We start from the raw sequence: 24275 nt of genomic DNA, 5'->3' as shown, positions 1-24275 counted from the left end.
GATGGCCGAGGCGGACGACGTCCGGTGGTGGAGCGGTCGGGGCCGGCTGCCGCTGCTGGTCGGGCTGACCGCCGGACCGGCCGCGGTCGAGGCGGCGATCCTCGGCTGGACCGGCAACCGGTCGCCGCTGGCGCTGGCCCCGCAGGCCGCCGCGCCCAACCCGTTCGGTGTCTTCCACGACCTGCGGTGGATCGTCGTCTACCACGACTCGTGGCTCTCCTTCGCCGCGCTGTCGGTCGGCGCGGTCGTGGCGCGGGCCCTGTACACCGTGGCGATCATCGTCGTGGCCTGGCCGCCGGGACGGCGCCGGCCGGGGACTCGCCGGCTGATCCGCACCAGCCTCGCGGTCACCGCGGTGACCGCGCTCGCGCTGGCGCCCTGGGCCGCGGTCACCGTGGCCGCCGCCGTCACGGCCCTCTCCTGGTTCTCGATCGGCTCGGTGCTCGCGCTGCTGGTCCTGGCCGTGGTGCTGCAGCGCGGGCCGATGGCGGGCACCTGGTGGCGGGGACTGCCGCCGCCGGCGGTGCTGCTCTGGGTGGTGGCGACGTTCGCGGTCCTCACCGCGGGTGCCCTGGTCGTCGGGCTCGGACCCGACTGGGCGGCCGTGCCGGTGGCCGCCGCCGGCGGCGCGGCGAACGCGCCGCTGTGGCGCGGGCTGCTCGGCACGGTGGTCGGGCGCCGGGCGCGGCTGCCCCGGCTGCCGGCCGTCCCGGCCGTCGCGCTGGTGCTGCTGCTCGCCCTCGCCGGCAGCGGGGCGGTGGCCGGGGCGGGCTCCCGGGCCGCCGCCCGGCCACCGCCGGCGCTGGTGCTGCGGGACGGGACCGAACACCCCCGCCAGGCGGTGCTCTACGTCGGCGGCTACGACTCCCGGTACGACGGCTCGACCGCCAGCGTCCCGGACCCCGCGGGCCGGACGTCGATTCCGGTACACCGTTTCTCGTACGCCGGGCTCGACGCACAGGGGCATCCCCGGCCGTACGCGGCCGCCGACACCCACCAGTCGCTCGCCCGCAGCGCCGACCTGCTCGCCGCGCAGGTCCGGGAGATACGCCGCCGGACGGGACGGCCGGTGGCGCTGCTCGGGCACAGCGAGGGAACCCTGGTCATCCGCACCTACCTGGAGCGCGACCCTCGCCCCGAGGTCGAGGCGGTCGCGCTGCTGAGCCCGCTGACCCGGCCCGCCCGGGCCTACTATCCGCCGGCCCACGCCGACACCGGCTGGGGGATCGCCGCCGGCTGGCAGTTGCGGATCATCTTCGCCGTGGTGAACCGGACCGGCGGCGCCCGGCTCGGCGCGGACACCCCGTTCGTCCGTTCGCTCCTCGACCACGGGCCGCGGTACCGGGACCGGATGCTCCAACCGGTGCCCGGCGTACGGATGATCGCCGTTCTGCCTCTGCTCGACGCGGTGACGGATACGCCCGGTCCCCGGCCCCGGATCCCGGTCGTCGTGGTACCCGAACGGCACGCCATGGACTACGGGAGAGCACGGACCCAGCGGCTCCTCGTCGCCTTCCTCAACGGGATGCCGGTCACCCCCGCCAACGGCCCCGCCGGGGCCGCCTACCGGGTGCTCGGCGCCGCCGGTGCCGCCTGGCAGGCTCCGGAGCTCGCCACCGGCCTCAATCCGGTCTGGCAGACCGACCGCGGCTCGTCGTGACAATCTGAGCGTGACGGTGCCGTGGCCCGCACCGCCGCCCGGGATGACCCGCGGCGAATCCAGACGAACGGAACGTACCGGCACGACGCCGGCCTGGTTGAGGAGGTGGCATGACGTTCCCTCCGACGGTCGGCCGCCCCGCCTCAGGCCACCCCGCCGCCGACCCGCCCGCCTCCGGTCATCCCTCCGCCGACCACCCGCCCACCGACCGGCCGGCCGGGCCGGCCATTCCCGGGGCAACGCCGCGGCGGGTGCTGATGGTGTCGGCCGACATCGGAGGCGGGCACCACGCGACCGGCCGCGCCCTGCAGGAACGGGTGCTGGAGCTGTGGCCCGGCAGCCAGGTGCGCTGGCTGGACACCCTCGACGTGATGGGGCCGGGCGTCGGGGCCGCCTTCCGGCGTATCTACATCACCAATGTCGAGGTGACGCCCTGGCTGTACGAGTTCTTCTACTCCTCGCTGTGGCGGTACCCCTGGCTCGCCCGGGCGTCGAAGGCGTTCACCGGCTCCTGGGCCGGGCGCCGGCTCGCCTCGCGGATCGAGATCTTCGACCCGGACCTCATCATCTCCACGTACCCGCTGGGTAGTGCCGGCCTGGCCTGGTTGCGACAGCACCGGGGGCTCGGTGTGCCGATCGGAGCCTGGGTATCCGATTTCGCCCCGCACCCGTTCTGGGTCTATCCGCAGCTCGACCTGAACCTGGTGGTCCATCCCCGTGCCGTGCCGCTGGCGGACGCGGCGGCGCCCGGCGCCCCGGTCGCGGTCTGCGCGCCGCCGGTGCTGAGGCGCTTCCACCCCGGTGACCGGGACGACGCCCGGCGCCGGCTCGGCCTCGACCCCACCCGGTACGTCGTGGTGGTCGCCTGCGGGTCGTTCGGGTTCGGGGCGGTGGAGGAGGCCGTCCGCGGGCTCTGCACGCTCACCGATCCGGTCCAGGTGGTCGTGGTGTGCGCGCAGAACCGGCGGCTCGTCGATCGGCTCAACCGGCTCTGCGTGTCCCCGGACCGACTGACCGTGCTCGGCTGGGTCGACGACATGCCCGCCCTGCTGCGCGCCGCCGACCTGCTGATCACCAACGCCGGTGGGGCCACCGCCCTGGAGGCCTGGGCGACCGGTACCCCGATGCTGATGTACCGGCCCATCGCCGCGCACGGCGCGGCCAACGCGGCGCTGATGACCGCCTGCGGCCTGACCGAGACCTACCAGAGCCTGCCCGATCTGGTCCGGCGGGTGCGCTGGGCCCAGCAGGTCGCCTCGGCCCGGCCGCACCCCGGTCCCGAGGACGACGGCCTGGCCGAGCTGGGCCTGCTCGCCCTGGCCGCCACCGCGGCGCCGCCGCCGGCACCGGATCGGGCCACCGGATCGGTCGCCGTCCCCGAGCGAGTCGCCGGCACCGCGCGCCCCGGGCCGGCGGGTGTGCCCCCGGTCGGCCGCCCCCGCCGACGCCGTCCCCCGCCGAGTTGGCCGTTGCGGGCGCAGGACGCGTTCTTCCTGCACGTCCAGTCCGCGACGGTCGCGCAGCAGATCGGCGCCGTCCTCGACCTCGACCCCCGGCCGGACGGCAGCCCCGTCGGCCGGGACGACATCGTGGACCTGCTGCGTCGGCGCCTTCCCGCCCTGACCACCCTGCGCCGACGGCTCTCCGGACGGGGCCGGTTCCGGCGCCCCGGCTGGGTCATCGACCCCGGCGTCGACCCGTCCGAGCACGTGGCAGAGCACCGCGTCCCGGCCGGCGGCGGCGACGTCGACGCGGTGGTCAACGAGTTCTGGTCGCAGCCCCTGGCGCTGCACCGGCCGCTGTGGCGGATCCTGCTGGTCACCGGTTTGGCCGGTGGACGGACCCGGCTCGCCATCAAGCTGCACCACAGCCTCGGCGACGGGCTCTCCGTCATCGGCACGCTGCAACGGCTGCTCGATCCCGAGACCGGCGGGCCAGCCCCGACCGACCAGCCGATTGGGGCGGACCGTCGCGCCACGACCGACCACCCGCCCGGGACCGGGCAGCCCGGCGAGACACCGGACCGCCACCCCGCGCCCCGCCGACCGGCCCACGCCGGGCAGCCCGTCGACGCGCCCGAGCACCGCCCCGCAACCGGCCGAGCCACCAACACCGGACAGCCGGCCGGGACCGCGTCGCGGACGGTGGCCGACTCCGGGCCCGAATCCCGCCGTCGGGCCCTCGCCGAGCTGGTCAGGACCGGGGCGCGGCGCGGCGGGCTCGTCGTGCGGGGGCTGGCCCGGCTGGCCACGGCCGGCCGGGCGCCACACTCCACCGTCAACGGTCCACTGCGGACCCCGGGGCGGGCCCTCGTCGTCGCGACGGTGCCCACCGACGACCTGCGGCGCGCGGCCCGGGAGTACGGCGCGCACGTCAGCGAGCTGATGTGCAGCCTGGTGGCCGAGGCGTTGGACCGTACCTACCGCCCCCGGGCGACCTCGTCCCGGCTGCGGGCGATGTTCGCGGTCTCCCTGGATCCCCGAAACCGGGCCCGGACCTACGGCAACTGGACCGGGGCGGTCGCGCTGGACCTGCCGCTCGGCCGGCTGACCCGGCGGCAGCGAACGAGCCTGGTCCGTGACCAGCTGCGGCGCAGCGTGTCGGGTGGGCAACCGATCGCCGCCGCGCTCGTCATGCGGGCCATGGGACTACTGCCGTCTCCGGTGCACGGCATGCTGGCGCGGCAGGTCTACAACAGCCGGTTCATGAACGTGATCGTGTCCTACATGAGCGGCGGCAACCCGCGTCCGCAACGGCTGGCCGGGGCGCCGCTGCGACGGATCACGCCGGTCGTGGCGCTGGCCGAGGGCGTACCCATCGGGATCGGCGTCCTTCGCTGGGGCGAGACGACGAACGTGGGGGTCCTGCTCGACGAGTCGCTGGCCGAGACCGGGCCGGAGTTCGTCGCCGCCCTGCAGACCGCCGTCGCCGAGCTGCGGTCGGAGTGGACGGATCAGGCACCGGCCGGGTAGGGCGACCCTGCTGTTACCGCTCACAGGAAATGGCGCGAGCACAGCGGTCACGAGCAGGTCTGGCGCCGTGGTCAACGGGCGAGCCCGCAGCACAGGGAATGTTACCACCATCGATCCGGCGTTACCCAAGCGTTACGAAGCTCCGTTGACCTCCGTATTTGTTAGCGATAACAATGGCGGCCATGAAAGGACTTCGCCCTCCACCCACGCACCGAGGTGTCGCGAATGTCGGATGACCTGTCGGAGGCCTTCGTCGTCGGAGTCGACTTCGGCACGCTGTCCGGGCGCGCCGTGGTGGTCCGGGTGGCGGACGGTGCCGAGCTCGGCTCGGCGGTACACGAGTACCCGCACGCGGTGGTGACGGACACGCTGCCCGGGCACGACGTGCCGTTGGGCCCGGACTGGGCCTTGCAGGTGCCGGGCGACTACGTCGAGGTGTTGCGGAACGCCGTACCGGCGGCGGTTCGGGCGGCCGGGGTGGACCCGTCCCGGGTGATCGGCATCGGCACGGACTTCACGGCCTGCACGATGGTGCCGACCCTGGCCGACGGCACCCCGCTGTGCGAGCTGGACCGCTTCGCCGACCGGCCGCACGCCTACGTGAAACTGTGGCGCCACCACGCCGCGCAGCCGCAGGCCGACCGAATCAACCGCCTCGCCGCCGAACGCGGCGAGTGGTGGCTGCCCCGCTACGGCGGCTTCATCTCCTCGGAATGGGAGTTCGCCAAGGCGCTGCAGATCCTGGAGGAGGACCCCGAGGTCTACGCGGCGATCGAGCGGTGGGTCGAGGCCGCCGACTGGATCGTCTGGCAGCTCACCGGCACCTACGTCCGCAACGTCTGCTCCGCCGGCTACAAGGGCATCCTCCAGGACGGCCGCTACCCCGACCCGGAGTTCCTGACCGCCCTGCACCCCGGATTCGCCGACTTCGTCACCAGCAAGCTCGACCAGCCGATCGGCCAGCTCGGTGCCGCGGCCGGGACGCTCTCGCCCCGCGCCGCCGCCTGGACCGGTCTGCCGGCCGGCATCACCGTCGCGGTCGGCAACGTCGACGCCCACGTCACCGCCGCCGCGGGGCAGGCCCTCGACCCCGGCCAGATGGTCGCCATCATGGGCACCTCCACCTGCCACGTGATGAACGGCGCCGAGCTGCGCGAGGTCCCCGGGATGTGTGGGGTGGTGCACGGCGGCATCGTCCCGGGCCTGTGGGGCTACGAGGCCGGCCAGAGCGGCGTCGGCGACATCTTCGCCCACTTCGTCCGCCGGCACGTCCCTTCGGAGTACGTCGAGGCGGCTCGCGCCGAGGGCATCTCCGTCCACGAGCACCTGACCCGGCTGGCCGCCCGGCAGCGGATCGGCGAACACGGTCTGATCGCCCTGGACTGGCACAGCGGCAACCGTTCGGTGCTGGTCGACCACGAACTCTCCGGCCTGCTGGTCGGCGAGACCCTGGCGACCCGTCCGGAGGACATCTACCGGGCGCTGATCGAGGCGACCGCCTTCGGCACCCGGACGATCATCGAGACCTTCGCCAAGGCCGGGGTGCCGGTCACCGACCTCGTGGTCAGCGGCGGACTGGTCCGCAACCCGCTGCTGATGCAGATCTACAGCGACGTCACCCGGCTGCCGCTGCACCGGATCGTCTCCGACCAGGGGCCGGCGCTCGGCTCCGCCATCCACGCCGCCGTCGCCGCCGGGGCGTACCCGGACATCCGCGCCGCCGCCGCCCGGATGGGCCGGGTGGAGCGCGACGTCTACCGACCCGACGAGACCGCGGCAACCCGCTACGACGAGCTCTACCGCGAGTACCGCGAGCTGCACGACTACTTCGGACGGGGTGGGAACACGGTGATGCGCAGACTTCGGAGCATCCAGCGCCGCGCGCTCGCGGCGACGGAGGAGGGCGTACCGGCCGCCGAGCCGGCGGTGGCCCGGTGACCGGGACGGTGGCGGCGGTCGCCGACACGGTCGCCGCGCTCCGCCGCGAGGTCGCCGCCCTGCACGCCGAGCTGCCCCGCAACCAGCTCGTGGTCTGGACCGCCGGCAACGTCTCGGCCCGGGTGCCGGGCGCAGACCTGATGGTGATCAAGCCGTCCGGCGTGGCGTACGACGAGATCAGCCCGGCGAACATGGTGGTGACCGACCTGACCGGCCGCCTCGTCGACGGCGACCTGGCGCCCTCCTCCGACACCGCCGCGCACGCGTACGTCTATCGGCACATGCCGGAGGTCGGCGGGGTGGTGCACACCCACTCGACATACGCGACGGCATGGGCCGCCCGGGGTGAGCCGATCCCCTGCGTGCTCACCATGATCGCCGACGAGTTCGGCGGTGAGATCCCGGTGGGGCCGTTCGCGTTGATCGGCGACGACTCGATCGGACGGGGCATCGTCGAGACGCTCGCCGGGCACCGCTCGCCGGCCGTGTTGATGCGCAACCACGGCGTCTTCACCATCGGTGCCACCGCCAGAGCGGCGGTGAAGGCGGCGGTCATGTGCGAGGACGTGGCCCGCACCGTCCACATCGCCCGGCAGCTCGGCACCCCGGTGCCGATCGACCAGCGGGACATCGACGCGCTGTACGCGCGCTACCAGAACGTCTACGGGCAGGGGTGACCCCGTGCCAGCCACCGAAGGGTCCGTCATGTCGCGCACCAGTACGCCGCAGGTCTGGTTCCTCACCGGCAGCCAGGATCTGTATGGACCGGAGACCCTGGCCCAGGTCGCCGACCAGTCCCGGCACATCCACCGCGAGCTCGTCGGCTCCGGCCGACTCCCCGCCGAACTCGTCTGGCGCCCCGTGCTCACCGACCCGGCCACGATCCGCACGGTGCTGCTGGAGGCGAACGCCGACCCCGCATGCATCGGAGTCATCGCCTGGATGCACACCTTCTCCCCGGCCAAGATGTGGATCTCCGGCCTGGACGCCCTCCGCAAGCCCCTGCTGCACCTGCACACCCAGCACAACGTCAGCCTGCCCTGGCAGTCCATCGACATGGACTACATGAACCTCAACCAGGCGGCACACGGCGACCGCGAGTTCGGCTACATCCAGACCCGGCTCGGCGTCGCCCGCAAGACCGTCGTCGGACACGTCTCCGAGCCGGCGACCGTCGACCGGATCGACAGCTGGATCCGCGCCGCCATCGGGTTCGACCACCTCCGAGGGCTCCGGCTGGTTCGTTTCGGCGACAACATGCGCAACGTCGCCGTCACCGAGGGGGACAAGATCGAGGCCGAACTCCGGTTCGGCTTCTCCGTCAACACCCACGCGGTCAACGACCTCGTCGCCGCCGTCGACACCGCCGACGAGTCCACCGTCGACGCCCTGGTCGCCGAGTACGCCGACGCGTACCGGCTCGCTCCGGAACTCGCCCGGGGCGGCGCCCGGCACGAATCCCTCCGGTACGCGGCGCGCATCGAGGCGGGACTCCGTCACTTCCTGACCGCCGGTGGCTTCGGTGCGTTCACCACCAACTTCGAGGACCTCGGCGGGCTACGCCAACTCCCCGGCCTCGCCGTCCAGCGCCTGATGGCCGACGGCTACGGCTTCGGCGGCGAGGGCGACTGGAAGACCTCGGCCCTCCTCGCCGCCGTCAAGGCCATGGGCACCGGCCGCGACCGTGGCACCTCGTTCATGGAGGACTACACCTACCACTTCGGTCCGGGCGAACCCAAGATCCTCGGTGCGCACATGCTGGAGGTCTGCCCCAGCATCGCCGCCGGGCGGCCCTCCTGCGAGATCCACCCGCTGAGCATCGGTGGCCGGGAGGACCCGGTCCGGCTCGTCTTCGACGCCGCTCCCGGCCCCGCGGTCGTGATCGGCCTGGTCGACCTCGGCGACCGGTTCCGGCTGGTCGCCAACGAGGTCGAGGTGGTGCCACCCGACGAGCCGCTTCCCCGGCTCCCCGTCGCCCGCGCCGTCTGGAAACCCGCCCCCTCGCTCCACACCTCCGCCGAGGCCTGGATCACCGCCGGCGGCCCCCACCACACCGTCCTCACCCAGGCCGTCACCGCCGAGACCCTCCGGGACTTCGCCGACATGCTCCACACCGAACTCCTGTTCATCGACCACACGACCACCGTCGCCGACTTCCGTGACCGCATCCGGTGGAACCACGCGTACCACCGACTCGCCCAGGGGCTGCCGACCAACCGCTGACCGCAGCGGCGGGGGCGGCCCGCACCCCACCGTCCGATGCGCCCGCCCGGCACCCGGGAACCCCCGGACCGGCCCGCGCCGCCACCGATGAAGGAGAGAACGATGAAGTTCGCCCGGCTCGTGACGGCGGCCACCGCCGTCACGCTCGCCGCCGCCCTGTCCGCCTGCGGCTCCAGTACCAAGTCGGTGGACCAGAAGCCGCAGCCCGGAGACAACGCCGGTGCGCTGATCGGCGTCACCATGCCCACGAAGTCCTCGGAGCGGTGGGTCGCCGACGGCGACAACGTCCGCAAGCAGCTCGAGGCGCTCGGCTACAAGGTCGACCTCCAGTACGCCGAGAACGACATCCCGACCCAGGTCAACCAGCTCGAGAACCAGATCACCAAGGGCGCCAAGCTGCTCATCATCGCCTCGATCGACGGCACGGCGCTGACCAGCCAACTGGAGCAGGCCAAGGCGGCGAACATTCCGGTGATCGCCTACGACCGCCTGATCCGCAACAGCCCGAACGTCGACTACTACGCCACCTTCGACAACTTCAAGGTCGGCGTGCAGCAGGCGACCTCGCTGCTGATCGGCCTCAAGGTCCTCAAGCCGGACGGGTCACCCGGCGAGGCGAAGGGGCCGTTCAACATCGAACTCTTCGCCGGCTCGCCGGACGACAACAACGCCACGTTCTTCTTCAACGGGGCGATGAGCGTGCTGCAGCCGTACATCGACAAGGGAACGCTCAGGGTCGCCAGCGGCCAGACCGACTTCAAGACCGTGGCGATCCCGCGCTGGGACCCGGGCACCGCGCAGAAGCGGATGGAGGACCTGCTCACCTCCACGTACCGGGACGGCACCAAGGTCGACGGGGTGCTCTCGCCGTACGACGGGCTCTCCATCGGGATCCTGTCCGCGCTGAAGAGCGCCGGCTACGGGGTGGCCGGGCAGCCGTACCCGGTGGTCACCGGGCAGGACGCGGAGCGGGCGTCGGTCAAGTCGATCATCGCGGGCGAGCAGTTCTCGACCATCTACAAGGACACCCGCAAGCTCGCCGAGGTGACCGTGAAGATGGCCGACGCGCTGCTCAAGGGCGGCACGCCCGAGGTGAACAACACGACGGACTACGACAACGGCACCAAGGTCGTGCCGTCGTACCTGCTCGAGCCGGTGATCGTGGACAAGAACAACTACCGGCAGGTCCTGATCGACAGCGGGTACTACACCGAGGCGGACCTGACGTGACCGGAGGCCCCGCCGGCGTGGTCGTGGATCGCGCCGGCGGGGTCGTCGTCGGTACCGGCGGAGAGCGGTGAGGACCATGAGCGACCACATCCTGCAGATGCGCGGCATCACGAAGTCGTTCCCCGGGGTCACGGCGTTGCAGGACGTCAACCTGTCGGTACGCCGGGGGCAGATCCACGCGATCTGTGGCGAGAACGGCGCCGGCAAGTCCACCCTGATGAAGGTGCTGTCCGGGGTCTACCGGCACGGGACGTACGAGGGTGAGATCGTCTTTGACGGCGAGCCGTGCCACTTCTCCGGGATCCGGGACAGCGAGCAGCGCGGCATCGTCATCATCCACCAGGAACTGGCGCTGGCCCCGCAGCTGTCGATCGCGGAGAACATCTTCCTCGGCAACGAACGGGCCCGACGCGGGCTGATCGACTGGAATCGCACCAACCACGAGGCCGGGCTGCTGCTGCGACGGGTCGGCCTGGCCGAGAACCCGACGACCCCGGTCACCGAGCTCGGGGTCGGCAAGCAGCAACTGGTGGAGATCGCCAAGGCGCTCTCCAAGAAGGTACGGCTGCTGATCCTCGACGAGCCGACCGCGGCGCTCAACGACGAGGACTCGGAACACCTGCTGGAGCTGCTGCGCGGCCTGCGGAACGACGGCATCACCTGCGTGATCATCTCGCACAAGCTGCACGAGGTGATCTCGGTCGCCGACGCGATCACCATCCTTCGCGACGGCCGTACCGTCGAGACCCTCGACACGGCCACCGACCAGGTGACCGAGGAGCGGATCATCTCCGGCATGGTCGGTCGCGACCTGGACCACCGGTTCCCGCCGCGTGAGCCGCGCATCGGCGCGGAGGTGCTGCGGATCGAGGACTGGACGGTCTACTCCACCACCCAGCATGACCGCCGGGTGGTGTCGAACGTCACGCTGAGCCTGCGCCGCGGCGAGATCGTCGGGCTCGCCGGGCTGATGGGAGCCGGCCGCACCGAGCTGGCGATGAGTGTCTTCGGCCGGTCCTACGGGCACCGGATCTCGGGCCGGATCATCAAGGACGGCCGCCCGATCGAGGTCCGCAGCGTCCGGGACGCGATCCGGCACGGCATCGCGTACGCCACCGAGGACCGCAAGCGGTACGGCCTGAACCTGATCGAGGACATCAAGCGGAACGTCTCCGCCGCGGCGCTGGAGAGGCTGGCCCGCCGCGGGTGGGTGGACGACAACCGGGAGTACCAGGTTGCCGACGGCTTCCGGCAGAGCCTGGGCATCAAGGCCCCGGACGTGCTGAGCGTCACCGGCACCCTCTCGGGCGGGAACCAGCAGAAGGTCGTGCTCGCCAAGTGGATCTTCACCGATCCGGACGTCCTCATCCTCGACGAGCCCACCCGAGGCATCGACGTCGGCGCCAAGTTCGAGATATACACGATCATCAACCGACTGGCGGACGAGGGGAAGGCCATCCTGCTGATCTCCTCGGAGCTACCCGAGCTGCTTGGTCTGGCGGATCGGATCTACACCCTCTCGGCCGGTCGGATCACCGGCGAGCTGCCCCGCGCGGAGGCCACCCAGGAACGCCTCATGACGTACATGACCAAGGAACAGGAGTAGGCCGCGATGACCAGTGTCGCACCGACCAACACCGACCTCGCGGTCGACAAGAACCCGGCCGCCCCCGAGAAGCCGACCGCGCCGCGCCGGTTCAGCGTCAACCTACGGCAGAGCGGCATCTACATCGCGTTCGCCCTGATCGTCGCGCTCTTCTCGGTGCTGACCGGCGGCGACATGTTGCAGCCGCAGAACATCAGCAACATCATCGTGCAGAACTCCTACATCCTGATCCTGGCGATCGGCATGATCATGGTCATCATCGCCGGGCACATCGACCTGTCGGTCGGCTCGGTGGTGGCGGTCTGCGGCGCCATCACCGCCGTACTCACGGTCAATCACGACATGCCCTGGCCACTGGCGCTGCTGGTCACGCTGATCGCCGGCGGCCTGATCGGCGCCTGGCAGGGCTTCTGGATCGCGTACTTCGGCATCCCGGCGTTCATCGTCACCCTCGCCGGCATGCTGCTGTTCCGGGCGCTGACCCTGACCACCCTGGGCAACCAGGGCATCGGCCCGTTCCCGGACCCGCTGCGCACCCTCTCCAACGGCTTCACCGAGGGCTACCTCGGCAACGTCGGTCTCGGGCCGCTCGGCGGCGCCGATCTGGTCAGCCTGCTGGTCGGCCTTCTCGCGGTCGCCGGCATCGCCGTCACGCAGTGGCGGGCCCGGGTGGGACGGATCCGCTACCAGCAGACCGTCGACCCGATGCCGGTCTTCCTACTCAAGATCATTGTGCCGTCGGCCCTGGTGCTCTTCGTCGTCGTCCAGCTCGCCCGGTTCCGCAACCTGCCCTGGGTGCTGGTGCTCCTGGCCGCGCTCGTGCTCGGGTACTCGCTGCTGACCAACCGCTCGGTCTTCGGCCGGCACATCTACGCCGTGGGCGGCAACCTGCACGCCGCCACCCTCTCCGGCATCAAGGTCAAGTCGGTGGTCTTCTGGCTCTTCGTCAACATGGGGGTCCTCGCCGCCCTCGCCGGCGTCATCTTCGCCGGCCGGCTCAACCAGGCGAACCCGGTCGCCGGCAACCAGTTCGAGCTGGACGCGATCGCGGCGGCCTTCATCGGCGGCGCCGCGGTCCAGGGCGGCGTCGGCCGCATCGTCGGCGCCATCACGGGTGGCCTGATCATGGGCGTGATCAACAACGGAATGTCGCTGCTGAACGCCCCGTCGGAGCGGGTCATGCTGGTCAAGGGCCTGGTGCTGCTGGCGGCCGTCGCCTTCGACGTCTGGACCAAGCGTCGCGCGGGCGCCGCCCGCTGACCCGACACCCACGCCAGCGGGTCCGTCCGCCCTCCCCTCGTCGGGACGCGGATGGACCCGCTGTCGCATGTGGTCGACGACGCGGCAGGACGACGGCACGCGCCCCTCGCCTCGTCGGCGGGGACGGCCGCGACCACGGGCACCGCCAGGCGCGAGGACCGGAGAAGGTATTGACTTATACCTTTGTTAGCGCTAACACTTAGGACTCCGGCGTCGTCGCACCCACCCCCGGCGACCGGCGCCGATTCGGGTTGACGCGGCGGCAGGGACAGTCCCTCCCGCCCACACCGTGCCAGCCCTGCCCGTGAACGTCAGCAGCCGGGCCGGCGACCGGTCGGGGGTTCGCTCCTGCCGGTTCGACACCCGTCGCCTGCTCACCCCGCCGGCTCGCTCGACCGCCCGTCCGCGGCCCGTCGGACCGGTCCGGCCACGGCCGCCGACGCCGGCCCGCGGCGTCGGCACCGGCCGGCGTTCCACCGGAGCACCACACCCCACCGCGACCCCGTCCCTCCGGCGAACAGGAGCATCATGACCCCCACCCGCCGATCCGACACCTCCCGCGTCCGACGACGCGGCTGGCTGGCGGCCGTCCTGGCCACCCTGCTGGTCGGCGCCGGCGTGACGGTCGCCGCGCCGAGCGTCTCGGCGGCCGTCGTGGACACCAGCGCCTGGTACGTGCTGGTCAACCGCAACAGCGGAAAAGCCATCGACGTCCTCGACCACTCCACCGCCGACGGCGCCACACTCATCCAATACACCGACCTCAACGGCGCCAACCAACAATGGCAACTCATCCCCATCGACCACGACACCGGCACACCGCCCGGGTCGTACCCGAATCCCGGAGTCGTTTCCGGGGACATCGGGGTCCACGATCCCGCGGTGGTGAAGACGCCGGCCGGCGGATACCTCCTGGCGCACACCGGGGACGACATCGCACTGAAGACCTCGACCGACCGGGTGACGTTCCGCAACGCCGGCACCGTCTTTCCCGGCGGCGCACCCTGGACGAGCGCGTACACCAACGGCAGCCGCAACCTCTGGGCGCCGGACATCTCCTACCACAACGGCCGCTACTACCTCTACTACTCCGCCTCGACCTTCGGGTCGAACCACTCGGCGATCTTCCTGGCCACCAGTACCACCGGTGCCTCGGGAAGCTGGCGGAACGAGGGTCTGGTCATCGAGTCCCGCAGCTCGGACACCTTCAACGCGATCGACCCGAACCTCATCATCGACGACCAGGGCCGCTGGTGGCTCAGCTTCGGCTCCTTCTGGTCCGGCATCAAGCTGATCCAGCTCGACCCCGCCACCGGACGACGGCTCAACGGGACGATGCACAGTATCGCCGGCCGCAACGGCGGCGCGATCGAGGCGCCGTTCATGGTCAAGCGCGGCTCGTACTACTACCTGTACGTCTCGTTCGACCTGTGCTGCCGAGGTGCCTCCAGCACCTACCGGGTGATGGTCGGCCGCTCGACCAGCCCCACCGGACCCTTCGTCGACCGTAACGGCGTCGCCATGACCTCCGGCGGCGGTACCCAGGTCCTGGCCGGGCACGGCAGTGTGCACGGACCCGGCCACCAGGCGGTGGTCGCCGACAGCGACGGCGACGTTCTCGTCTATCACTACTACGCCGACGACGGCGCCGCCCTGCTCGGCATCAACCGGATCGGCTACGACGCCGCCGGCTGGCCGTACGTCTACTGAGCCGGTGCGCCTCGGTGTCACGCTGACCGCGCCCTCGGGCGAGTGACACCGCCCCGCCAGCACCGCTCCGGGCCCGCCGGCCGGCCGCGCCCCCCTGACCGGCCACCGCCGACGCCCCTGACCGGCCACCGCCGGCCCGGTGAACCTGTCACCGGCGCCGGCGGTGGCCAGGGACCGACCTGGGGGACCCGGGTTCCGGCCGATCGCCCCACGCCGGTCCCCGGCCGCGCTGCGACCACCAGCGTCGAGGACCGCAAACGACCATGCCTCGTCCCCCGGGACCGACATCCCCGAGATATGGTGCCCCCGGAAGCCCGATTGTTATCGTTCTCCATCCACGGCCGCGGATCTCGTCGCGCCGTTCCCTCGCCACTCCCCGCCTGACCTGAGCACTTCGCCACGTTCGATCGACGGGTACGCGTACGACCGGAACCTGACACGCGGTATGGTGTGAGCGGTAACATCAAGATCAGGGGGCGAGCCAGTGAATTCCTCGACCGATGGGGACGCCGACCCGGCCGAGGCGCCGAGCGCCCGCCCGCGCGGTTCGGTCATGCGTGACGTCGCCCGGCTGGCCGGCGTCTCCCACCAGACCGTGTCGCGGGTGCTCAACGAGCACCCGAACGTCCGTCCGGAGACCCGGGCGCGGGTCCTGGAGGCGATGCGGGCCCTGAACTACCGCCGCAACCTGGCGGCCCGCACCCTGGTCACCCGCCGGTCCCGCACCCTCGGGATCATCGGCTTCGAGACCACGCTCTTCGGCCCCGCCTCGATGCTCTACGGCATCGAGGCGGCCGCGCGGCAGGCCGGCTACTTCGTCAGCGTCGCCACCGTACCCAACCTCGACCGCCGGTCGGTGCTCGACGCCGTGGACCGGCTCACCCAGCAGTCCGTCGAGGGCATCATCGCGATCGCACCCAAGCCGACCGTCACCACCGCGCTCCTCCAGGTGCCGGCCGGGCTGGCCAGTGTCGGGGTCGGCGGGGGCGCCACCGACGACGACGCGGTACCGACGGTGCGGATCGACAACGGAGCGGGTGCCCGGCTGGCCACCCAGCACCTGCTCGACCTGGGGCACCCGACCGTACACCACGTGGCCGGGCCGATCGACTGGCCGGAGGCGTACGAGCGGATCGAGGGCTGGCGCCGGACCCTCTACGACGCGGGCGCCGTCGTGCCGCCCGTCGCGCCCGGCGCCTGGACCGCGCGCTCCGGCTACGAGCAGGGCATGGTGCTCGCCCGGGACCCGTCGGTCACCGCGATCTTCTGCGGCAACGACCAGATCGCGCTCGGCGTGCTGCGCGCCCTGCACGAGGCCGGTCGTCGGGTGCCGGAACAGGTCAGCGTCGTCGGCTTCGACGACACCCCGGACGCCGAGTACTTCCTGCCCCCGCTGACCACGGTCCGCCAGGACTTCGCCGAACTCGGCCGGCGCAGCCTCAGGGTCCTGCTCGACCAGATCGATCGGCAGGGTCGCGGACGGTCGCCGGACCATGTGGTGCTCGCACCGGAGCTGGTGGTCCGGGCCAGTACGGCGATGCCGGGGCGCGCCCGGCGACGGCGGGGCCGCCCATCAGGCGGTGCCCGGCCCGGCGGCCCTGGCGGGCGGGGGTAGCCCGAGTCGGGGACGGACGTACCCGCCGAGGTGGCCGGACCCGCCGGCCCGAACGCCGGGGCCGCCCTGGTGGCCCTCGCCGGCCCGCCGGCCGGGCCGATCCCGCGGGTCCGGCGGATCAGGCCGGTGGTGGGGCGACGCTGCGGCGCGGTACCAGGGTCGGCGCGATGGTCTGCCGCTGCACGCCGACCGCGCCGTCCGAGTCCAACTGCGCCAACAGCAACGCCAGACTCGCCTCCGCCACCGCCGCGAAATCCGGCCGCACCGTGGTCAACGGCGGGATGAAGTACGCCGCTTCCGGCACGTCGTCAAACCCCACCACGCTCACCTCCTCCGGCACCCGGCGCCCGTACTCGTGCAACGCCCGCAACACGCCCAACGCCAGGTGGTCGTTGGCGGTGAAGACCGCGGTCACCTCCGGCATCCGCGCCAGCATCTGCCCGCACCGGTAACCGGCCGCCGCCGACCAGTCCGCCGGCACCACCGGGGGCACCTCCGCCCCCGCCTCCTCCAACGCCTGCCGCCACCCCTCGATCCGTCCCGCGCTGTCGAACCAGTCCGCCGGACCCGAGACGTGCCACACCGTCGTGTGCCCGGCCGCCAGCAGATGCCGCGTCGCCTCCCGGGCTCCCGCCACCTGATCCACCGTCACCAGCGGCACCGGCCGACGGGGATCGCCGTCCACCGTCACCAACGGCACACCCTGCGGCAACCGCTCCAACGCCTCACCCGCCGACTCCACGGGGGCGATCACCACGATCCCCGCCACCCGGTGCGCCAGGTGCTGCTCCACGGCCGCGGAGATCGACCGGTAGTCCAGGTCGCGCACGCTTCCGACGCTGACGGCGAAACCCGCCTCCGCCGCCGCCTGCTCGAACGCCGTCAACAACGACGCCGGACCGTACAGCGTCGTGTTCTGGGCGACCACGCCGATCACCTGCGAACGGCCCGTCACCAGCGCCCGAGCCGCGCGGTTCGGCCGGTAGCCCAACTCGGCGATCGCAGCCTGCACCCGCAACCGCGTCTGCTCGCGCACGTTCGGGTGCCCGTTCAAGACCCGCGACACCGTCTGGTGCGACACGCCGGCAAGACGCGCCACGTCGGTCATGGCAGGGCTGCGTACGGCCATCTCACTCCCCCGTCCTTCCGGTCTGCCACACCCGGTCGACCGCGGAATGACGGAACGGCCGGCGACGCTCCCGCGAAGGACCGGGTCCGGCCGGGGTACACGATCTCGCCCCTGCATGCTATCGGCCGGAAAAGTCACCGGACCAGCAACCGTCACGGTGACGGTCCGCACGGGTCCCGCCCCGGGGGGACGGTGGCCCCGGGAGCCTGGTGGGAGTGGTGCGGCTCGGCGCGGTCGTGGGGCTCTCGTTGGCCGCATGGCCCGCCGCTACCGGTCGTCGGGGATGCGGCGCTACCGGTCGTCGGGGATGTGGATCGTGGTGATCCAGGACGGCGGCTCGGGGGCGTCGTCCCCGATCAGTCCCACGACGACCCGGGTCGACTCCAGCGGTTGCTCCGGCCAGGGCGTGTACCCGTCGGTCAGCACCACGACGATGTGCGGCCGGCTCTTCAGCGCCTCGGTGATCCCGACCCGCATGTCGGTGCCGCCGCCTCCGACGAGCCGTACCTCGCCGACGGTGTGGACCTGGCGGACCACGTGCACGTCCGCGTCGCAGGAGAGCACGACGACCCGGTTCCCGCCGATCCCCACCGCCCGAAGCACCCCGGAGATCTCGGCGAGCGCCGCGGTCAACCGCTCCTCACCCATCGAGCCCGAGGTGTCGACGACGACCGCCACCCGGGGCACCGGCTGGCGCAGGCTCGGCAGCACCACGCCCCGCAGCGCCGCCGATCGTCGGGACGGCCGGTGGTACGTGTAGTCCACCGCCCCGCTCGCCCAGGCCGCAGCCTCCCGGACCGCGCCGGTCAGCGCCCGCCGCCAGTCGACGGTCGGCTCCAGGACCTCGTCGGCCCACCGCTGCCAGCCGCCCGGAACCGTCCCCCGGCTACGGGCATGGTCGCGGATCGCCCGGGCGGTGTCGCGGCGGATCGCGCCCGCCTCGACGTCGCTGACCCCGCCGCCGACCGCCCCGATCTCCCAGGGTCGGGCCAGACCGTGCGCGCCGGAGCCGCAGTCGAGCGCGCCGCCGCCCTCGGGGACACCCTCGAGGCCGGGCCGGACGCGGCTGCGGACGTTCGCCGGCAACCGCGCCAGGTACTGCTCGAAGAGCAGCCCGGTCGGAAGCCCGAACGTCGCCGGCTCCAGTCGGCCCTCCGGCAGCGGGAGCCGGTCCGCGACCAGGTCGTCGTTGATCTCGCAGTCCTGCGCCACGTTGACCCGGTAGTGGTCCAACCGGTCCCCGGTGTCGAGCCGGTCGGCCCGGCCGTGGTGGTCGCGGAGCAGGTGAGCGACCTCGTGGACCCAGACCGCGGCGAGCTGCGCCACCGGTGTCCGGTCGACGAACCCCGGCGAGACGTAGCAGCGCCACCGCCGGTCCACACCCATCGTCGGCACCAGCCGGGACTCGACGACGGTAACGCTGAACAACGCGGTGGCCAGGTACGGCCGCTCCTGGGCCGCCCGGAACCGGGCCGCGAGCAGCTTCGTCCGGTCGAGCGCCCCGGTCATCCCGGCAGGCGTCCGGAGAGCCGCAGCACCTCGACGAAGGCGTCGATCGTCGCCGGCACCGGCCAGGCCGGGTCCCGCAGCGCGGCGAGGTCCATCGCCGCCCGGGCCGCGACGTCCGGCACCCCGGCCTCGACCGCCTTCTCCAGCACCGTCCAGCCCGCCTCCCAGCGCCGTCGGTCGACGCGGGTCTGCACGGCGGAGACCACCGCGGTGAGGAAGGCGAGCTGCCGGTCTCCCCGCTCGGGCAGCGCGAACGCCTCCGGGTTGGCGAGCACCCGCTCGGGGTCGGGCAGGTCGAGGTGCTCCAGGTAGCTGACGAACTCGAGGCCGGCGCCGTCCCCGACCGCGCCCACCACCGCGAGTGCCAGCGCCTCCGCGCTGGTGCCGGCGCTGTAGTGGAAGGTCAGCAGCCGCAGCACCATCTCCCAGGTGCGCGGGGAGGGCCATGCTCCGCCCCGGGCCTCGGTGTCCGCCGGCAGGTGGTGGGCGAGGCCGGGGCGGGCGGTGAGGAAGCCGGCGACCGCGCCCCGCGCCTTCGCCAGCGCGGTCGACGTACGGCCCGGTTCGACGGTCGGCACCGACACCGCCGGCCAGGTGCCGGCGAGACCCCGGGCGACGGTCCGCGCGTCGTGGGTCCAGTGCAGGTGGACGAAGCGGTTCGCCAGCGGCGGGCTGAGGTGCCAGCCGTCGGCGGCGCTGGTGGGCGGGTTCGCGGCGGCGACGATCCGCACCGCGGGCGGCAGTTGCAGGCTCCCGACCCGGCGTTCGAGCACCACCCGGAGCAGCGCGGCCTGCACCGCGGGCGGCGCGGAGGAGAGCTCGTCGAAGAAGACCAGCCCGGTGCCGGCCCGGGCGAGGCGTACCGCCCAGTCCGGCGGGGCCATCGGCACCCCGTCGGTGGCGGGCGAGTCGCCGACGACCGGCAGCCCGGCGAAGTCGCTGGGCTCGTGCACGCTGGCGATCACCGTCTCCAGCGGCGTGCCCATCCCCTCCGCGAGCTGCTGCAGCGTCGCGGACTTGCCGATCCCCGGCTCACCCCAGAGCAGCACCGGCAGGTTCGCCGAGACGGCCAGAGCAAGCGCCTCCACCTTGGGGTCGTGAACGGGCTCGGTCCGCCAGGCTCGGGTGGCGGCGACGAGCGCGTCGGCCGCGGCGAGGCCGGGCATGGTCACGGTCACCTCGTCTGCCAATCCTCGATGACGTCACGGACGCGCAGTACGTCCCGGAACTCCTCGGGGACCTCGTCTTCGTCATCGTCGTAGAGGTACGTCTTCCGCTCGGCCAGCTCGGCGGCGCTCATGTCCTCGGCGTCAACCAGATCTGGATCGGCGCCGGCCTCGAGCAGCGCGCGGACCATCTCCGGGGTGCCACCGTCGCCGACGGTGACGTGCAGTGCCGTCCGCCCGCGTCGGTCGGCGGCGTTGAGCGGCACTCCGGCATCGACCAGCCGCCGGACCAGGGTGACGTCCCGGACGCAGCGCAGGTGGTGCAGCAGGGTACGGCCGCGACCGTCGCGCATCAGCGGGTCGAGGCCGGCGTCCAGTAGTGCGGAAAACGCCGCCGACCCGCCGTGCTGGAGCCGTTGCAGCACCTCGCGACGGAGTTCCCGCAGCTGCCGCGGCAGCCAGCCACCCGTGGAACGCCACGCGTCGAGCACCGCGAAACAGCCGCTGATCGGGCCGCCCAGGGCCCGCAGCGCCGCCTCCCGGCCCACCTCCTCCACGGTGTGGGAGGCCAGGTCCAGCCGGCCGTCGGCGTGCACCACCGTGTGCCACTCGCCACGGCACCGCACCGGCACGCTGCGCCGCAGGTCGATACGGTCGGGCCGGACCGCCGTGTCGACCGTCAGGTGTGGGAGGAGTGCCCGCCGCACGAGGGGATGAAGCGCGGCCGGGTCGATGAGGCCGTGCCGGAGCAGTTCGAGGTCGACGGGGCGGGTGTGCACCGGCTCGGCGAGGAAGTGGCGGTGCGAGCCCGCGGGCTTCTTGACGAACGAGGCGGTGACGGTGCCGTCGCTCCGGCGGCGTACCTCCAGGGTCGGCCACCACCGGCCGCCGACGGCCACCCGGTCCACTCCGTAGCGCCGGTGGAGGCGGGTCAGCTCGGCGGTCAGCCCGACCGGCGTCACCACGCCCGCCCGGACCTGCTCGATCGCGTCGTCGTCCCGGGAGCTGACCGGCGGGGTGGGATCCAGCTCCACGCCGGTGGCCGCCCAGGCGGCGACGAGGTCGCCGGCGGCGATGCACCGGTCGAAGACCTCGGACCGGCTCGCCGGGTCGGCCGGGTCGACGGTCGTCGCGTACGCCTCGAAGAAGCGGACCGTCCCGTCCGGCGCGAAGCCGGGCAGCCGCGCCGGGGAGCCGCCGTGGGCGGCTGCGAGACCGTCGACGTGGCGCACGCTCCAGTAGACCGGCGGCAGGTCCCACCGCCGGGCCTCCTCCTCCACGGCGGGTCGGACGGCGAGGCGAAGCCGTTGGGAGCCGTCGACCGTCTTCGGGGTGGACAGCACCAGGACCGGGTCCCCCGGGTCGAGGCGTCCCTCCCGTACCGACAGCAGGAACTGCCGGTGGGTGGCGACGCTGGTCCGGCCGCCGAGGACCCGGGGCAGGTGCCAGCGCAGCAGGTCCGGCGCGAGCGCGGCGAGATCCGCCTCGATCAGCTCGGCATGCCGCCGGCCGTGTTCGCGCCGCACCTCGGCGAGGTCGACGGTGACGTCGATCCGGCCGGCCGCGCAGGCGGCCCGCCAGTCCCCGGCCTCGCGGGCCGCGGTGCACGCCTCGATCATCGCCGGTGGTACGGCGTACCGGCGGACCCGCTGCCAGACACGGAGTTCGGGGATGACGGGCGGTGTCGTGGTCACCGGTAGACGCTCACAATCGCCTGGATGTCCGGGTGGGGAGGGGTGACGGGCCGCTCGGCGAGCAGGGTGCTGGCCCGGCGGCGCATCCGGCGGGGGACCCCGCCGTTGATGCCGAGGTACTCCAGGGTGGGGTGGCCGTCGATCGCCTCGACGAGTAGTCGGGCGCCCCGCCCGCCGATCCCGGTACGCCGCAGGTCCAGCCGGCGGAGCCGGGCCGCCGGCAGCGCCGCGGCGAGCGCGGCGGCGCCCTCGTCCCCCACCACGTTGCCGCGGGCCCCGAGCGCCCGTTCGGAGGGCGGCCGGGCCAGGTCCAGGCCGTGCCACGCCCCCAGGTGTCGGGCCAGCGCCGCGACCCCGGCCGCCGTGATGCCGTTGCCGCCCAGCCCCAGGGTCAGCTCGAATCCGTCGGCGAGCCGGGCCAGCTCGGCGGCTCCGTCGTCGCCGAGGTGGTTGGCGGCGAGGAACAGTTCGCGGACCCCCGCCTCACGGACCAGGGCGCCCAGGGTCGAGGCCGTCTCGGGGCCGAAGCCGTTGCCGCCGAGGAACAGCCGTTGCAGCGCCGGCTTCCGCCGGATCAGCGCCTCGGTGAGAACGGCCAGTCCGCGCTCGCTCATCCCCACGTTGACCAGGTCGAGGGTCCGGATCGTGGTGTTGACCTCGAGCGCCGCGGCGAGCCGGACCACCCCCGCGTCGCCGATCGGGTTGCGCTTGAGCCAGAGCGCCCGGACCGTGTCGTCGCGTTCGATCCGGGCGGCCAGGGCCTCCACTCCGGCCGCGTCGATCCGGTTGCAGCCGAGGTAGAGCGTCTGCACCCGGTGGCCGGGCCGGAGCGCGGCCGCCACCGCTCGGGCGCCCTCCGTACCGAGCGCGTTGGTGCCGAGCAGCAGGTGCCGGACCAGTGGGGAGTCGACCGCCGCGGCGGCGATCCGCCCGGTCTGCACCGGTCCGAGGCCCTGCTTACAGAGGTCGAGCCGGCCGTCGGCCCGGAGCGTACCGCGCGGGAAGACCTCGGAGTCCGAGACCGCGTCCGGTACCGCGAGGCGGGCCAGCAGCGGGTCGAAGTCGGTCGGCGCGGCGAGCCCGGTCTCGGGGTTGGCGATGATCGGGCAGCGCACCGGGGTCGGTTCGCTCACCAGGGCACACTCCGGTAGTCCTTGAGGAACAGGCCGCTCACCGGCGCGCCGGCCTCGCCCCGCACGATCGGGTCGTAGACCCGGGCCGCGCCGTCGATCACGTCGAGTGGTGGGCGGAAGCCGAGGTCGCGCTGGGCGCGTTTGCTCGGATGCGGGCGCTCGTCGGTCACCCAGCCGGTGTCCACGCTGTTCATATGGATCCCGCTGGTCAGGTAGTCCGCCGCCACCGTGCGGACCAGCATGTTGAGCGCCGCCTTCGCCATGTTGGTGTGGGGGTGGCGGACGGTCTTGGTCGACCGCGAGTAACTGCCCTCCATGGCGGAGACCTGGACGACGTACCGTCGTGGGTGGACGCTCGTCTCCATCAGCGGACGCAGCCGGGAGGTGAGCAGGAACGGCGCGAACGCGTTGACCACGTGCACCTGGAGCCACTCGTGCGGGCTGACGTCAGCGTCCCGGAGCACCCAGGAGTTGACGTCGCGCAGGTCGAGCTGCTCGCCGGTCTCGTCGCGCAGGCCGGGCGGGAAGAGGGCGTCCAGCCTGGCCGGCAGGGCGGGGCCGTCGGTCGGCGCCGGGGTGGACCCGCCGATCGCCACCCGGGCCGCCGGCCCGCTCAGCGCCGTCGTCTCGGCCTGCCGGATCTCGCGGTAGTACGCCGCCGGCCGGTACAGCGTCTGCGCGGCGTTGTTGATCAGGATGTCCAGCCCGGCGAAGCGCCGCTGGACCAGGCCGATGAAGTCGAGCAGGCCGGGCAGGTCGAGCAGGTCGAGCCCGTGCACGTAGAGCCGGTCGGCCCAGTCGTCGAAGTCGGGCACCGCGGCGTACCGGCGGGCCGCGTCCCGTGGGAACCGGGTCGTGACGATGACCTCGGCGCCGTCCCGGAGCAGCTTCAGGGCGGTGTGGAAACCGATCTTCACCCGCCCTCCGGTGACCACGGCCGTCCGGCCGGTCAGGTCGCAGCGGGCGTACCGCCGACGGCGGTTCTCCTCCGCGCACGGCGGGCACATCAGGTGGTAGTCGACGTCGACCTGGCGGTACGGCGTCTTGCAGACGTAGCAGCGGCGCGCCCGCCGGAGCGTGCCGGGGCCGGCCGGGCCGGCGGGCGCCGCATCGGCGGCGACCGGCTCCGCCACGGCCTCGGCCGGCGTCACCGCGCGCGCGGCGGGAGTCGCATCAGGATCGGGCGGCGCGGGATCGGGGATCTCGGTGTGGAAGCGGGTCGCGGTGGCGAGGAGGGCGCGGTCGGCCTCCCGGCTCCGCGTCGCGCGACGGGACCGGGCCCGTTTCTTCACCCCCCGGTACGCCGTCACCACGGCGCGCTCGAGCTCGGCACGGGTCGACTCGTCGAGGTCCGCGTCGTCGAGGCGGGCGAGGACGGCCACACAGGCCGCCACCTCGGCGCGGTCGACGGACACGACCCCCTCCCCCGT

The 24275-nt window shown here is 72.9% G+C and carries 16 protein-coding genes; 10 read left to right on the top strand and 6 right to left on the bottom strand.

All coding sequences use genetic code 11. From position 1 onward, the window contains the following. Position 1 precedes the first annotated feature (1 nt). From EF879_RS20685 to EF879_RS20640, 10 genes are all read left to right on the top strand, one after another. Positions 2 to 1660 carry a hypothetical protein gene (locus EF879_RS20685; protein WP_123561091.1) on the top strand — a complete coding sequence of 553 codons (1659 nt, stop codon included), beginning with the start codon at positions 2 to 4 and terminating at the stop codon, positions 1658 to 1660. Between the two features lie 110 nt (positions 1661 to 1770). Next, on the top strand, positions 1771 to 4632 hold the full coding sequence (locus EF879_RS20680) for a wax ester/triacylglycerol synthase domain-containing protein (RefSeq protein WP_123561090.1): 2862 nt from the start codon (positions 1771 to 1773) through the stop codon (positions 4630 to 4632). A 225-nt stretch (positions 4633 to 4857) separates the two neighbouring features. After that, on the top strand, positions 4858 to 6570 hold the full coding sequence (gene araB, locus EF879_RS20675) for a ribulokinase (RefSeq protein WP_123561088.1): 1713 nt from the start codon (positions 4858 to 4860) through the stop codon (positions 6568 to 6570). Next, positions 6567 to 7247: an L-ribulose-5-phosphate 4-epimerase gene (locus EF879_RS20670; protein ID WP_233604626.1), complete on the top strand. Its 681-nt coding sequence runs from the start codon at positions 6567 to 6569 to the stop codon at positions 7245 to 7247. The genes araB and EF879_RS20670 overlap by 4 nt, the downstream gene beginning before the upstream one ends. A gap of 28 nt (positions 7248 to 7275) precedes the next feature. Then, on the top strand, positions 7276 to 8793 hold the full coding sequence (araA, locus tag EF879_RS20665; RefSeq protein WP_123561086.1) for an L-arabinose isomerase: 1518 nt from the start codon (positions 7276 to 7278) through the stop codon (positions 8791 to 8793). 102 nt (positions 8794 to 8895) lie between these two features. Beyond that, the gene (gene chvE / locus EF879_RS20660) at positions 8896 to 10023 is read left to right on the top strand and encodes a multiple monosaccharide ABC transporter substrate-binding protein (RefSeq protein WP_123561084.1); all 1128 of its coding nucleotides are present in this window, start codon (positions 8896 to 8898) and stop codon (positions 10021 to 10023) included. Positions 10024 to 10099: 76 nt separating this feature from the next. Beyond that, positions 10100 to 11629: a multiple monosaccharide ABC transporter ATP-binding protein gene (gene mmsA, locus EF879_RS20655; RefSeq protein WP_123561082.1), complete on the top strand. Its 1530-nt coding sequence runs from the start codon at positions 10100 to 10102 to the stop codon at positions 11627 to 11629. A 6-nt stretch (positions 11630 to 11635) separates the two neighbouring features. Beyond that, positions 11636 to 12889 (top strand): multiple monosaccharide ABC transporter permease, encoded by a 1254-nt coding sequence (gene mmsB / locus EF879_RS20650; RefSeq protein WP_123561080.1) that lies wholly within the window; start codon positions 11636 to 11638, stop codon positions 12887 to 12889. A 528-nt stretch (positions 12890 to 13417) separates the two neighbouring features. Further along, positions 13418 to 14599, top strand: coding sequence for a family 43 glycosylhydrolase (locus tag EF879_RS20645; RefSeq protein WP_123561078.1), 1182 nt, complete (start codon positions 13418 to 13420; stop codon positions 14597 to 14599). 553 nt (positions 14600 to 15152) lie between these two features. Continuing rightward, entirely contained in the window at positions 15153 to 16214 is a 1062-nt protein-coding gene (locus EF879_RS20640) for a LacI family DNA-binding transcriptional regulator (RefSeq protein WP_123561076.1), read from the top strand. 118 nt (positions 16215 to 16332) lie between these two features. Here the strand turns inward: EF879_RS20640 and EF879_RS20635 are convergent, their stop codons facing one another. The 6 genes from EF879_RS20635 to EF879_RS20610 all read right to left on the bottom strand — a co-directional run bounded on the left by EF879_RS20635 (position 16333) and on the right by EF879_RS20610 (position 24260). Beyond that, on the bottom strand, positions 16333 to 17322 hold the full coding sequence (locus EF879_RS20635; RefSeq protein ID WP_199736537.1) for a LacI family DNA-binding transcriptional regulator: 990 nt from the start codon (positions 17320 to 17322) through the stop codon (positions 16333 to 16335). 312 nt (positions 17323 to 17634) lie between these two features. Next, complete coding sequence (locus EF879_RS20630; RefSeq protein ID WP_123561071.1) at positions 17635 to 18852, bottom strand: VWA-like domain-containing protein; 1218 nt, start codon at positions 18850 to 18852, stop codon at positions 17635 to 17637. Further along, positions 18849 to 20018 carry a MoxR family ATPase gene (locus tag EF879_RS20625; protein ID WP_123561308.1) on the bottom strand — a complete coding sequence of 390 codons (1170 nt, stop codon included), beginning with the start codon at positions 20016 to 20018 and terminating at the stop codon, positions 18849 to 18851. Before EF879_RS20625 ends, EF879_RS20630 begins: the two co-directional genes overlap by 4 nt. An 8-nt stretch (positions 20019 to 20026) precedes the next feature. Further along, positions 20027 to 21712: an ankyrin repeat domain-containing protein gene (locus tag EF879_RS20620; RefSeq protein WP_123561069.1), complete on the bottom strand. Its 1686-nt coding sequence runs from the start codon at positions 21710 to 21712 to the stop codon at positions 20027 to 20029. Beyond that, positions 21709 to 22845 (bottom strand): gala protein, encoded by a 1137-nt coding sequence (locus EF879_RS20615; protein WP_123561067.1) that lies wholly within the window; start codon positions 22843 to 22845, stop codon positions 21709 to 21711. Before EF879_RS20615 ends, EF879_RS20620 begins: the two co-directional genes overlap by 4 nt. Further along, entirely contained in the window at positions 22842 to 24260 is a 1419-nt protein-coding gene (locus EF879_RS20610; protein WP_123561306.1) for an SDR family NAD(P)-dependent oxidoreductase, read from the bottom strand. The genes EF879_RS20615 and EF879_RS20610 overlap by 4 nt, the downstream gene beginning before the upstream one ends. Positions 24261 to 24275: the final 15 nt, after the last annotated feature.

The organism is Micromonospora sp. HM5-17 (assembly GCF_003762835.1).
Taxonomy (GTDB): domain Bacteria; phylum Actinomycetota; class Actinomycetes; order Mycobacteriales; family Micromonosporaceae; genus Plantactinospora.
The sequence above is the reverse complement of the archived record's forward strand: the minus strand, read 5'-3'. Positions and strand labels throughout refer to the sequence as shown.